Below are 12977 nucleotides of genomic sequence, written 5' to 3'. Positions count from 1 at the left end.
ACCCCAAAGGCGAGAACAACACGATGACAACTCTGGACTGGCACGCTGAGCGCGCCGACCTCAACGATATCCAGTTACTGGATCAGGCGCCCGAAAGCCTTGGCATCGACCTCGGGGCCGTGCGCCGCTACCGCCTCGGGCGGGTGCGTGCGGAAATGCGCAAGCGGGCCATCGGCGCCCTGGTGATCTCGGACCCGGTCAATATCCGCTATGCCACCGGCACCCGCAACATGCAGATCTTCTGCGCCCGCAACACGCCGTCCCGCTACCTGATCGTCACCGAGCAGCGCACCATCCTGTTCGAATTCACCGGCTGCGAGCATCTGGCCGCCGGCTACGAGACCATCGACGAGGTGCGCCCGTCGATGACCGCCAGCTTCGTCGCCGCCGGGCCCGACATCGCCGTCCGCGAAAAGGCCTGGGCCGCCGAGATCGTCGCGACCATCACCGAGCTGGTCGGCCCCGGTGCCACCGTCGGCCTGGAGCGGATGAATGCCGGTGCCGCCATCGCCATGGCGCAGCTGGGGGTGCGCATCGTCGATGCCCAGGAACCGATCGAGATGGCGCGCGCCATCAAGTCCGACGAGGAGGTCAAATGCGTGATCGCCTCGCTGCGGGCGACCGAGGTGGCGGTCGGCAGGCTGCGCGAGGCGATCCGCCCCGGCGTCACCGAAAACGAGCTCTGGTCGGTGCTGCACCAGTCGGTGATCGCCCAGAACGGCGACTACTGCGAAACCCGGCTGCTGAGTGCGGGCCGGCGCACCAACCCCTGGTTCCAGGAGTGCTCGAGCCACGTCATCGGCGAGAACGAGCTGGTGGCGCTGGATACCGACGTCGTCGGATGCCACGGCTACTACTCCGACTTCTCGCGGACCTTCCACACAGGCCCCGGCAAGCCGACCGAGGCGCAGCGCACCCTCTACAAGCTGGCCTACGAGCAGGTTCACCACAACATGGACATTCTGAAGCCCGGCATGAGCTTTCGCAATTATGCCGACCGGGCCTGGAACATTCCTGAGAAATACCACGCCAACCGCTACTACCTCTCGGCCCATGGCGTCGGCATGACCGGCGAGTATCCCTACCTCTATCACCATGCCGACTTCCCCGCCGCCGGATACGACGGCGAGATCCTGCCGGGCATGACGCTGTGCGTCGAAAGCTATATCGGCGAAGCGGGCGGCCGTGAGGGCGTCAAGCTCGAACAGCAGTTGCTGATGACCGAGACCGGTATCCGGCTGCTGTCCGAATTCCCGTTCGAGGAGGAACTGCTGCGCTAGCGGGCAATGCCCGACCGGGTCTGGCCGCCCCGAACCGATTGCGTTCATGGACATGCAGCCTTCGCTCAGGGACGAGCACCTTTTTGCCCAACCAAGACAATAACGATAACAGCCAAGAGTCCCAACGATGAACAACAATAACCTCAATGTCGCCCTGGCCCAGAGAGGCCTCTATGAAGGGCTCAACCCGACCGTCACCCTGTTCAGCAAGCTGATCATCGTCTCGCTGGTCGTCTATGCCGCCGTCTATCCCGAGATGGCGGTCGACTTCCTCGGCGGCATCAACAGCTTTCTGCTGGCCAACTTCAACAGCTACTACATCTATGCCGTTTCCTTCATGCTGATCTTCTGCGCCTTCGTCAGTTGCAGCCGCTTCGGCCGCATCAAGCTGGGTCGGGACAACGAGGTGGCGGAGTTCTCCTTCTTCTCCTGGTTCGCGATGCTGTTCAGCGCCGGCATGGGCATCGGCCTGATGTTCTACTCCATCGGCGAGCCGCTCTACCACTTCCAGAACAACCCCGACATTATTAGCGGCGTCGTCGCCGGTGCCAGTGCCGAAACGGTACCCTCCGCGATGCGCTATACCCTGCTGCACTGGGGCCTGCATGCCTGGGGCGTCTATATCGCCGCCGGCCTGGCGATGGCCTACTTCGCCTACCGTCACAACCTGCCGCTGACGATCCGCTCGACCCTCTATCCGCTGTTCGGCGAGCGTCTCAACGGTCACCTGGGCCACCTGGTCGACGTCATCGCCGTGGTCGCCACCATCCTCGGTGTTGCCTCGACCGTCGGCACCGGCGTCTCCCAGCTGGTTTCGGGCATCGAGTCCATCAGCGGCGCTGGACTGCTGCTCGACGCCGACGGCAAGCCGACCAACGTCGCGCTGGTGCTGGTTCTGGCGCTGATCATGGCGTTGTCGATCCTGTCGGCGGTCACCGGCGTCAAGCGCGGCGTGAAATGGCTCAGCCATATCAACATGTACCTGTCGTTCGCCCTGCTCGGCGTCTTCGTACTGTTCGGCTCGACCCTCTATGCCCTGAAACTGTTCGGCAGCAGCCTGCTCGACTATACCGCCAGCCTGCCGTCGCTGAGCTTCTCGGTCTGGGACAAGGACAGCGAGCTGGGACAGTGGCAGACCGGCTGGACCATTCTCTACTGGGCCTGGTGGATCGCCTTCGCGCCCTTCGTCGGCCTCTTCCTGGCGCGCATTTCCCGCGGCCGTACGATCCGCGAATTCGTGCTCGGCGGCATCCTGGTACCGACCCTGATGTGTTTCATCTGGATGGCCTTCCTCGGCGGTACCGCCCTGGACATGGAGACCAGCGGCCAGGCCGCCGGCGTCATCACCGAGACCGTCAACAGCAATATCGGCGCCTCGCTGTTCGTGACCATCGAGCAGCTGGACCTTGGCCTGCTCGGCAGGCTGGCCGCGATCGCCTCGGTGATTCTGATCGTCACCTACCTGGTGACCTCGGCGGACTCCGGCGTGCTGGTGCTCAACACCATCATGGCCGGCGGCAACGCCGATCCCGCCACCCGTCATCGCGTGATCTGGGGACTGGCGCTGACCTTCGTCACCGGCTCGCTGATGCTGGCCGGCGGCCTCACCGCGATCCAGAAAGCGATGATCATCGGCGCCCTGCCGTTCTCGCTGGTCATGCTGCTGATGTGCCTGTCGATGCTCAAGGCGCTGTTGAGCTCACCTTCCGAGGTTGCCATTTCAGTCACGGGGCGCTAATGATGTAAAGCAAAGGCATGGATTTATTCCCGATCCGTGCATGACGCTGCGACCGCCACCGGTCTTGACCATCGTCGGGGCTGGTGGCGCTTCGTAAAGAGATGCCCTGTGTAATGAAGTTCCTGTCCTGGCGCGATATCGCGTCCATCACGGCGCTGGCAACCGCCTGTTTCGTTTCCGGCTTCGCCGGGCTGGCGGTTGCCTATGGCGAAACCCAGAGCACTGCCGTCTGGCCACCGGCGGGTATCGCCCTGGCCGCGGTACTGCGCTACGGCTATCGTATCTGGCCCGGCGCCGTACTCGGTACGGCGGCGCTGGCACTGGTGGCCGAGCTACCTCCGCTGGCCCTGCTGACGGTGACCCTGAGCAGTGCTCTGTCGCCGCTGCTGGGCGCCTGGCTGCTGCGGCACTGGCCGGGATTCGATATCCGGTTGCAGGGGATCTCCGATATCATTGCACTGGTGCTGTTGGGCGGCGCCGTACCGGCCGCCCTCAATGTCACCCTCAGCATGCTGGGCTTCCTCGTCAGCCCGCTGAGCGGGCCCATCGAAGGCTGGCACTGGTTGATCTGGTGGCTCGGCGATACTGCCGGCGTGCTGCTGCTGACACCGCCGCTGCTGCTGCTGACCTCGCCCGCCGACCGGCCACCAGCAGGCCGCTCGACCGAAGGGCTTGGCATGCTGTTGCTGCTCGCCCTCGTCTGCGCCATCAGTTTCGGCAGCTGGCCGCCGGATAACGAAAGCCTCGTTCCGCTCGCCTTTCTGCCGGTCCCCGTGCTGATCTGGATCGCCATGCGCCTGCCGCTGCACTGGACGACACTGGCCATACTGCTGGTCGCCGGCGCCGCCATCCTCGGTACGGCACTGGGTCACGGCCCCTTCGTCAGGCGCAGCGCCACCGGTAGCCTGGCGCTGCTCTGGTCCTTCGTGACGATCTACGGACTGCTGTCGCTGCTGCTCGGTGCCGGCGTCTCGACCCAGCGTCGCACGCTGGAGCAGCTGCGTCAGCAGCGCAACTTCGTCTCCACCATCCTCGACACCGCCGATGCGCTGATCATCGTACTGGACCGGGACTGGCGTATCGTCCGCTTCAACAAAGCCTGCGAGGCAGTGAGCGGCCGACAGGCGCACGAAGTACTGGGTCGTCCGTTCTGGGACCTCGACCTGGTCCCGGACGACGAGCGCCAGGCCGCCTATGACATCGCCTCCGGCGTACGGCTAGGCAAGCTGCATGAGTACTATGAGAACCACTGGCGCGCCCGTGACGGCAGCCTGCACCTGATCTCCTGGTCGAGCAATGTCCTGCAGGGCGAGGACGGCCGGATAGAGTACGTCGTCGGTATCGGCCTCGATATCACCGAGCGGCGGCGTGCCGAAGAGGATGCCCGGCGCTGGCAGACGCAGCTGGCACACCTCGACCGCGTCGCCACCGCGGCCGAGATGGCCTCGGGCCTCGCCCACGAACTGAACCAGCCGCTGATGGCGATCTCGAGCTATTGCGAGGTGGCCCGCTCGCTGGCGGAAGACCGGGACGGCGAGCTGCTGCAAGTGATCGACTGCGCCGCCCATCAAGCCCACCGCGCAGGCGCCATCGTCCGCCACCTGCGTGGTTTTGTCGGCAAGAGCCGGGACGACAGCCGCTGGGTGGACCTGAACGCCCTGATCAGGAAACCCTCGGCTTCCTGGCAGCGGAAATCCGCCGCAAGGGCGTCGCCATCCACCTGGCACTCGAAGAACCGCTGCCGCCGCTGTGGCTGGACGCCGTGCAGATCGAGCAGGTGCTGGTCAATCTGCTGCGCAATGCCTGCGAGGCGATGCTGGACGCCAGGAGCCCGCAGCGGGAGATCACCATTGCCAGCCGGCTTTGCGAGGGCCGTCATATCGAGATCCGGGTGCAGGATTCGGGTCCCGGCATCCCGCCGCAACTGGGCGAAAGCATTTTCGAGCCGTTCGAGTCGACCAAACCCAGCGGCCTCGGCATGGGCCTGACCATCAGCCGCTCGATCGTCGAGGCCAGGGGCGGGCGGCTCTGGGCCGATAGCGGAGCGGGACCGGGGGCCTGTTTCCGCTTTACGCTGCCGCTGGCACGACAGGAACAGAAAGCTGCGACGCAGGCTTGTCCATAGGGGGCTGCACGTATTCCCCCCGGTGCGCTGGCCATTAGTCTGTGCCAGTCCACCGACAGCGCCTGGGGCGACCCGGCGCCGAGCCCGCATCATGAATGGAGCCGTATCATGATAGAGACGACAGCCACCGTCTATCTGGTCGACGACGATCCTTTCGTCCGTCATGCCCTGAGCCTCCTGCTTAAGCGGGCCGGATGGCGTGTCGCCGCCTTTGCATCGGCCGAAGACTTTCTCGACCGCTATGATCCGGTAAACGGTGGCTGCCTGATCCTGGATGTGCACATGCCCGGCCTCAATGGACTGGAACTGCACCAACAGTTGAACGAGCTGGATTGCCATCTGCCGGTCATTTTCCTGTCGGGCCATGGCGATATCCCGATGTCGGTACGCGCCATCAAGGCCGGCGCCTTCGACTTCCTGACCAAGCCGGTGCCGGGCCAGGAGCTGCTGGCCATCGTCGAGGACGCCGTCCAGCTGGACCGCGAAAGCCGCCGGGAGGCCGCCCGCAAGGCCGCCATCCTGGAGCGCTACCGACGTCTGACGCCGAGGGAACAGGAAGTGATGGGACGGATGGTGACCGGCCGCTCGAGCAAGGAGATCGCCCGCCTGCTTGGCGTCAGCTATCGCACCGTCGAGATCCACCGCTCGCGGGTACTCGAAAAGATGGAAGCCCGCTCCCTCCCGGACCTCATCGCCCAGGCCCTGATCGGCGGGATCCTCGATCTGAACAAGGGCCCACATCCATAGGTGGTCGCACGTATAGCTCCCATCGCGCCGCTGGGGCTTAATATGCAGCCTCCCCGGACAGGGTCGTCCCTTATACCAATAACAATCGCGACGTCGCCGGCCCCGGCCGTCATGCGACTGGAGAACAAGCACCGATGTATTCCTCCGCTTCGGAAGGTCCGCAAAAGAACCTGGCCACGGCCATCGCCCTCGAGGACGAGCAGCAGCGCTGCTTTCGGGAATGGTCGTTGAAGCTGAAACCCTACGATGCCGGACTGGCACTGATACTCACCCTGCAGGCGCGGGAAATGGAAAGCTACCGGCGCGAAATGCTGCGCCACCAGCTCTGGAAACCGGAAGGGTCGAACCCGAGCGTTGCCGGCAACGCGACCGACGCCGAGCATTTCTTCGTACTCAACGCCAACGGCGCACGCGCCCTGATCGGAGCGGCACTGGAACTTGCAGAGGAGGCTAGGCACTTCTACCGCTATTGCCAGAGCCAGGAGCCCCACGGCTCGCTGCTGAGCGCACTGTACCAGAATCTCTGTGCCTTCAAGGACGCCCATGTTCAGATTCTGCAGGAAGCGATGGAGCACCTGTCCTTCCCCCGCAGAAGCGCGATGCCGTCCGATTACGTCCTCGCCGCGGCTGGCTGAGCCGCGCCGGGATCGCCCGACCCCGAACATCCAAACGACTGAAGGAGACCTGCCATCATGAGTCAGAAAATTGCCCTCGTAACCGGTGGAACCGGCGGTATCGGAACAGCCATCTGCCGACGTCTCGCCGATGACGGCTTCAAGGTGATCGCCGGCTACAGCAACGCCGAGAAAGCCGAACGCTGGCAAAAGACGCAGCAGAAGGAGGGTTACGATTTCGGTATCGCCTATGCAAACGTCGCGGATTTCGAATCCTGTCAGCGATGCTACGAGGAGATATGGTCCCAATACGGTACGGTCTCGGTGCTGGTCAACAATGCCGGCATCACCCGTGACGCCAGTCTCAGGAAGATGGCGCCCGAGCAGTGGAACGAGGTCATCCAGACCAACCTGAACAGCGTCTTCAACCTGTCGCGCGTCTGCCTCGAGGCGATGCTGGAGCAGCAGTACGGCCGCATCATCAACATCTCCTCGATCAACGGCCAGAAGGGCCAGTTCGGCCAGACCAACTACTGTGCCGCCAAGGCCGGCATGCACGGTTTCACCAAGGCGCTGGCCCAGGAAGTGGCCAGCAAGGGCATTACCGTCAATACGATATCGCCGGGCTATATCGCCACCGACATGATCATGGCGGTGCCGGAGGAAATTCGCGAACAGATTCGCCAGCAGATCCCGGTCAAGCGTTTCGGCAAGCCGGAGGAGATCGCGCGTACCGTCGCTTTCCTCGCCGCCGAGGATGCCGGCTTCATCACCGGCTCCGACCTCTCGGTCAACGGCGGCCAGTACATGCACTGATCCGCCTTGGGCAGCCGGTGCCCCTGCCGGCTGCCGCCCTCCTCTACCGCCACCGCCACCGCCATATAAGGCTACACTGCTGATTGAGACCGGGGTCCCACCCGGAACCACCGAAAAGCAGAAGTGCAGCCAGTTCGATGAACCAGCCGAAGGGTCAGCGCAAGCTGGCCGCCATTCTCAGTGCCGATGTCGTCGGCTATTCGCGCCTGATGGGCGAAGACGAACAGGCGACACTGGAGACCCTCAAGCAGTACAAGCAGGCGATCGGCCGGGTCATCGACCGCCACCAGGGGCGCATCGTCGACGCGCCGGGCGACAATATCCTGGCCGAATTCCCCAGCGCCGTGGAAGCGGTGGACGGCGCCGTCGAGATCCAGAAGGTGCTCGAGGGGCGCAATCTCGAACTTGCGCCGCAGCGGCGCATGGAATTTCGTATCGGCGTCAACCTCGGCGACGTGATCGAAGACGAAGACGGCATCATCTACGGCGATGGCGTCAATATCGCCGCACGTATGGAGACACTGGCCGACCCCGGCGGCATCTGCATCTCGAGCCCTGTGTACGACGCCGTCGAAGGCAAGGTGCAGTGCGGCTACGATTTCCTTGGCGAACAGCAGGTCAAGAATATCGCCAAGCCGATCAACGTTTACCGGGTCCGCGCGACCAATGTCATGCCGACCCGGGTACGCACGCTGAGGGTCGTCGGCTGGCAGGTCGCCGTCCTCAGCCTGATTACCGGCCTTGCGCTGGGAGCCCTGGCGATCTGGCTGCTGCCGGCACCGCGGCAGGGTCCCGCTCCCGACGAGGCGAAAGCCGGGTCGCGCCCGGCCGGCAGCTATCTGCTGATCGGTCAGCTCGTGGATCTCGGCGGCGTGACGGCCGGCAGCGGGCGCATCTACGGTCAGGCGGTGATCGACGCGACCAACTGGATCAACGCCAACGGCGGCATCAACGGCAAGCTGATCGATCTGGACACCACCGATACCTCCTACCTGGTACCGCGGGCGCTGGCGGCCTACCGCAAGTGGCAGACCCAGGAGCTGATGGCAATCCAGGGCTGGGGGACACCGACCACCGAGGCGCTTGTCAAATCCGTGACCGAGGACCGGACCCCCTTCTTCTCGTCGTCCTATGCCGCTTCGCTGACCGACCCGACCGGCCAGCACAGTGGCCGGGCCACACCCTACAACTTCTTCTACGGTCCCTCCTACTCCGACGGTTGTCGCGGGCTGGTGCTGTGGGCCCAGTCGGACTGGCGCGAGCGGGGCCGGACAGGCATACCGCGTTTCGTGCATATGGGCGAAAATTCCCCCTACCCCAATGCGCCGAAAAAGGCCTGCGCAGCCTTCGCCACCGAGCTGGGCTTCGAGCTGCTGCCGTCGATAAGTTACTCGATGGTGCCGGGAGACTTCAGCGCCCAGTGCCGGCGTCTCAAGACACTGGGCGCCGACTACGCGTTTCTGGCCAACACCACCCTGTCCGTTTCGGCGCTGCTGAAGCACTGCCATGCCCTGGGCGTCGAATCCCAGTTCATGGTCAATATCTGGGGCTTCGACGAAACCGTGATGAAGGCCGCGGGCGCCGCGGCCGACGGCGTGGTCTGGGTGATGGGTGCGGTGAAATGGGGTGACGAGGTGCCCGGCATGTACCGTGTCCAGGAGGTCTCGAAGATGTCCGACCCGGCGGGCCACCTCTATCGGCCGGTGCACTATATCCGCGGCATCTGCTCGATGTTCTATCTCAAGGAGGCGATGGAATGGGCCGACAGTAACGGCGGCATTACCGGGCCGAATATCCGCCAGGCCATCTACCAGCACCAGGTTTGGGTGCCGGCAGGGCTGGAGGGCGTCTGCTCCCCGGCGACCTGGACGCCGCAGGACCATCGCGGCGTCAACCGGGTGCTGGTCTACCGCAGCCATATCACCGGGCCCACTGACGGCTCCGACGTACAGGCGTTGATCGAAGACGGCACGATCCGCATGGAACGTGTCTTTTCGGTCGATATTCCGCGCCGGCCCGAGTGGCTGGGCCTTTGAATGGCGGATTTTCAGGAAGCATTCGGAGTCAGTTTGGCGGTGATCATCTGTAGCCTGGAATGAGCCAAAGGCGAATTCCGGGGGATGGCGTGGAGCGGAATTCGCCCTTCGGACCTCATTCCAACCTACTGGACTTGCAGGTAGAGCCGGCCATCCTTGCCCAACGTTACCCGACTGCCGAGCCGACGGCTCTCACGGTCGAGCTGCTGCGCCAGCCAGGCGGCCTCGCCCGGCTGCGCCCGCTGGAGCCTCATGCGGCGAATCCGCAGCGGCACCACCTCCAGCCCGAGCAGGCAGTTCCGGGCCGCGTCGAAGCGCACCAGATAAAGCACCCGCAGTTCACTGCGATACTCCTCGTGCCCACGGATACCCTCGTAGTCGTTGAGCAGGTCGCCGCAGCCATAGAGGATCAGGCGCTGCCGGTAACACTCGATCCCCAGCGGATGGTGGGACGAATGGCCATGTACGATATCGACGCCCGCCTCGATCAGCCGGTGCGCCAGCTCGCGTCGCCAGCGGCCGATGTCGTAGCCCCAGTTGCCGCCCCAGTGGATCGAGCAGACCAGGATGTCCCCGGGGTCTCGCCTCGCATGCAGTTTCCGGGCATAGGCAACGATAGCACCGGACTCCTCTTCATCCGCCCGCCAGATACCGGCCCGGCACCCGCTCGCGGCCCAGGCCGGCGGAACGCCGCTGTCCGCCATCCCCAGCGCGAACAGTACCAGCCGGCCGTTGCCCGGCAGCTGCATGATTGCCGGAGCCCGGGCCTGCGCCGGATCCCGTCCGGCACCTGCCGTCGCGATACCGGCCCGGGCCAGGCAGTCCAGGGTTTCAATCAGGCCTGCGCGGCCCCAGTCGAGCACATGGTTGTTGCCCAGTGTGCAGAGGTCGAGGCCGGCCGCCGTCAGTATCGGCAGGTTGTCCGGATGCATGCGGTAATTGATGCCCTTGCCGGGCCAGCAGTCGTCGCAGGTGGTGATGCCGGTTTCGAGATTGGCGATGCGCAGATCCGGCGCAAAGCGCTCGAGTTCCGCCAGGGCGTCACCCCAGCAGTAGTCGAACGCCACCGGCCGCTCGATCGGCCCGTTGCGCCGTTCGGCCAGGGCCACGTAGTCGCGGGCATCGCGAACCCAGGGCTCGTAGAGGCGCGGCTCGGACGGGTACGGCAAAATCTGGTCGATACCGCGACCCGTCATCAAGTCGCCGCAGAAGAAGAGTCGCGTTTCGGAGTGAGTACCTTTTTGCATCCTGAGCCTCCGCTACAAGCGTAGACGCTGGAGGATCGCGTGGTGGGTTACGGCGCGCTCCGAGCTCGGCAGGATGACAGCCCCTGTGCCATGCACGCCTGCCCCGACCTACAGAAAGCCCCTCAGCGTCAGGCCGGTGCCGGAGAGCAGCAACAGGCCGAAAGCGAAGCGTCGCAGCGCATCGTTCGACAGCGGCGGCGGGAAATGGCGCGCGGCGATGGCCGCCAGCATCACGGCGGGCGCACCCAGCAGAAACAGGCTGACCACCCGGCTGTCCAGCGGCTCGGTCCAGAGCACTGCGCTCAGACGCAACACTGCAGTCACGCTGAACAGGCACAGCAGCGTGGCCCGAACAGCCAGCATGGAGTCCGGCTGACGATACATCATGAAGGTCACCGGCGGCCCGAAAGTGGAGAAGAGCCCGCCCATCAGCCCGGCGAGCACCCCGCTGGCAGCGAAAGCGGGGCCGGACGATGGTCTCTCGAGCTGCCGCACGCGGTACATCATCAGCAGGCTGCTGCCGATCAGGCAGAGCCCGAGGGTGCCCTGGAGCAGGCCACGCTGGTCATCGCTGCTGTGGTTCAGCAGCCAGAGGCCGGCGAAGGTAGCCGGGATGCAGGCGAGCAGCACCCAACTCAACGCACGGCCGTTGATATGGCGCCAGAGCCCGCCCTTGAGGGTGGTGGCGGAGTTGACCAGACTCAGGCCGCTGACCAGCAGTGCCGTGACGTCAATCGGTGCCAGACCAAGCGCCGTCACGCTGGCCATCACGATCAGCCCGAAGGCGAAGCCGGTCGTCGCCTGGATATAGCTGCCCGCCGCGAGACAGAGCAGCAGCAGTTCAGAGCTGCCCAAGATCGTGCATCATTGTCATTCAGCTACCCTGAGGGATTTCCGAAGATTGTTGAGAGCGCTGAACTCCCGGATGCCCACTACATTGACAGATCTGGTCATTCGGTGATCCACAGGGACTTGATATTGCAGAATTCGCGGATACCGTAACTGGCAAGCTCCCGGCCCAGGCCCGACGCCTTGGTGCCGCCGAACGGCATGCGCAGGTCGCTGACCACCGGGGCGTTGACGAAACAGGCACCGGCCTCGATCCGGCGCGCGATGGCCTCGCCCCGTTCGATGTCCGCGGTCCAGACGCTGGCGCCAAGGCCGAAACGGGTGGCGTTGGCCTGCCGGATGGCGTCCGCCTCGTCGCGGGCCCGCACGATCGACGCTACCGGGCCGAACAGCTCCTCGTCGAAGGCGGTGTTGCCGCGCTTGACGCCGTCGAGCACCGTGGGCTTGTAGAACCAGCCGTCGCCATGTTGCGGCTCGCCGCCGGTCAGCAGTTTGGCGCCATCGCTGATGGCGGCCTGTACCTGGGCCTGCAACTGCAGACGCAGGTCTTCCCGTGCCATCGGCGCCAGCGTCGTAGCAGCGTCAAGCGGGTCGCCCGTCTGCAGCTGAGCCACCCGCTCGACCAGGCGGCCGACAAACTCTTCGGCAATGCCGGGCAGCAGGATGAAGCGCTTGGCGGCGACGCAGATCTGGCCGGCATTGGCAAAACGCAGGCGCATCGCCATGTCGACGGCACGGTCGAGAGCGGCGTCCTCGAGCACGATGAAGGGATCGGAACCGCCGAGCTCCAGCACTGCCTTTTTCAGGTGCTGGCCGGCCAGGGTCGCGATCTTGCGTCCGGTCGCCTCGCTGCCGGTAAAGGCGACGCCCTTGATCCGGACATCGGCGATCACCTTTGCCGTCTGCTCGACGGAGATAAGCAGGGTACTGAACAGCCCCTCGGGCGCACCGGCACGGTGCAGGATCTCTTCGACATTCAGGGCACAACGCGAGACGTTCGGCGCGTGCTTGAGCAGCGCATTGTTGCCGGCCATCAGCGTCGGCGCCAGGAAACGGAACACCTGCCAGAGCGGGAAATTCCAGGGCATCACCGCGAGAATGGTGCCGAGCGGCTCGAAAACGACTCGCGAATCGCGCGCCTCGGTGGCCACCGGTTCTTCTGCCAGCATCTCGCCGGCATGGTCGGCATAGTAGTCGCAACACAGCGCGCACTTGTCCACTTCGCCCAGGGCCTCGGGCAGCAGCTTGCCCATCTCCAGCGAGAGGGTGCGGGCCAGGGACTCGCGCTGCTCCCGCAGCTGCAGCGCGATGCGCCTGAGCAGCCCGGCACGCTCGTCCAGGCTGCTTTTACGCCAGTCATGGCCGACGGCCCGGGCCCGGACCAGCCGGTCCTCGAGCTGGTTGTCCGCCAGCAGATCGAACACTTCGAGCAGTTCACCGGTCGCCGGATTGCGCGATTCGAACATCATCGTTGCCTTGTCTCCTGTTCCGTTCAGCGGGGCCGATACTGCATGATTGCGACCCC

At 64.8% G+C, this 12977-nt stretch carries 10 protein-coding genes and 1 pseudogene; 8 read left to right on the top strand and 3 right to left on the bottom strand.

The features are described 5' to 3' along the window. The first annotated feature begins 23 nt into the window (after positions 1-23). From ACFQDL_RS14050 to ACFQDL_RS14015, 8 genes and pseudogenes are all read left to right on the top strand, one after another. Positions 24-1280 carry a M24 family metallopeptidase gene (locus ACFQDL_RS14050; RefSeq protein ID WP_379909570.1) on the top strand — a complete coding sequence of 419 codons (1257 nt, stop codon included), beginning with the start codon at positions 24-26 and terminating at the stop codon, positions 1278-1280. A gap of 127 nt (positions 1281-1407) precedes the next feature. Next, positions 1408-3018, top strand: coding sequence for a BCCT family transporter (locus tag ACFQDL_RS14045; protein WP_379909569.1), 1611 nt, complete (start codon positions 1408-1410; stop codon positions 3016-3018). A 101-nt stretch (positions 3019-3119) separates the two neighbouring features. Further along, positions 3120-4613: pseudogene (locus ACFQDL_RS14040) on the top strand (MASE1 domain-containing protein); the annotation flags it as partial. Positions 4614-4831: 218 nt separating this feature from the next. Continuing rightward, a complete protein-coding gene (locus ACFQDL_RS14035) occupies positions 4832-5143 on the top strand; it encodes an ATP-binding protein (RefSeq protein WP_379909568.1) in 312 nt (103 codons plus the stop codon). 108 nt (positions 5144-5251) lie between these two features. After that, positions 5252-5890 carry a response regulator transcription factor gene (locus ACFQDL_RS14030; RefSeq protein WP_379909567.1) on the top strand — a complete coding sequence of 213 codons (639 nt, stop codon included), beginning with the start codon at positions 5252-5254 and terminating at the stop codon, positions 5888-5890. A gap of 134 nt (positions 5891-6024) precedes the next feature. Continuing rightward, positions 6025-6525 (top strand): hypothetical protein, encoded by a 501-nt coding sequence (locus tag ACFQDL_RS14025; RefSeq protein ID WP_379909566.1) that lies wholly within the window; start codon positions 6025-6027, stop codon positions 6523-6525. Between the two features lie 57 nt (positions 6526-6582). Next, positions 6583-7320: an acetoacetyl-CoA reductase gene (phbB, locus tag ACFQDL_RS14020; protein ID WP_379909565.1), complete on the top strand. Its 738-nt coding sequence runs from the start codon at positions 6583-6585 to the stop codon at positions 7318-7320. A 137-nt stretch (positions 7321-7457) separates the two neighbouring features. After that, positions 7458-9356, top strand: a complete 1899-nt coding sequence (locus ACFQDL_RS14015; protein ID WP_379909563.1) for an ABC transporter substrate-binding protein — start codon at positions 7458-7460, stop codon at positions 9354-9356. 125 nt (positions 9357-9481) lie between these two features. Here ACFQDL_RS14015 and ACFQDL_RS14010 read toward each other — a convergent pair whose 3' ends face one another. From ACFQDL_RS14010 to ACFQDL_RS14000, 3 genes are all read right to left on the bottom strand, one after another. After that, the gene (locus tag ACFQDL_RS14010) at positions 9482-10603 is read right to left on the bottom strand and encodes a CapA family protein (RefSeq protein WP_379909562.1); all 1122 of its coding nucleotides are present in this window, start codon (positions 10601-10603) and stop codon (positions 9482-9484) included. A 108-nt stretch (positions 10604-10711) separates the two neighbouring features. Beyond that, positions 10712-11458, bottom strand: a complete 747-nt coding sequence (locus tag ACFQDL_RS14005) for a TSUP family transporter (RefSeq protein WP_379909561.1) — start codon at positions 11456-11458, stop codon at positions 10712-10714. Positions 11459-11553: 95 nt separating this feature from the next. After that, complete coding sequence (locus ACFQDL_RS14000) at positions 11554-12921, bottom strand: NAD-dependent succinate-semialdehyde dehydrogenase (RefSeq protein ID WP_379909560.1); 1368 nt, start codon at positions 12919-12921, stop codon at positions 11554-11556. Positions 12922-12977: the final 56 nt, after the last annotated feature.

It is taken from the genome of Marinobacterium aestuariivivens, from assembly GCF_042661465.1.
Lineage (GTDB): Bacteria > Pseudomonadota > Gammaproteobacteria > Pseudomonadales > Balneatricaceae > Marinobacterium_A > Marinobacterium_A aestuariivivens.
The sequence above is the reverse complement of the archived record's forward strand: the minus strand, read 5'-3'. Positions and strand labels throughout refer to the sequence as shown.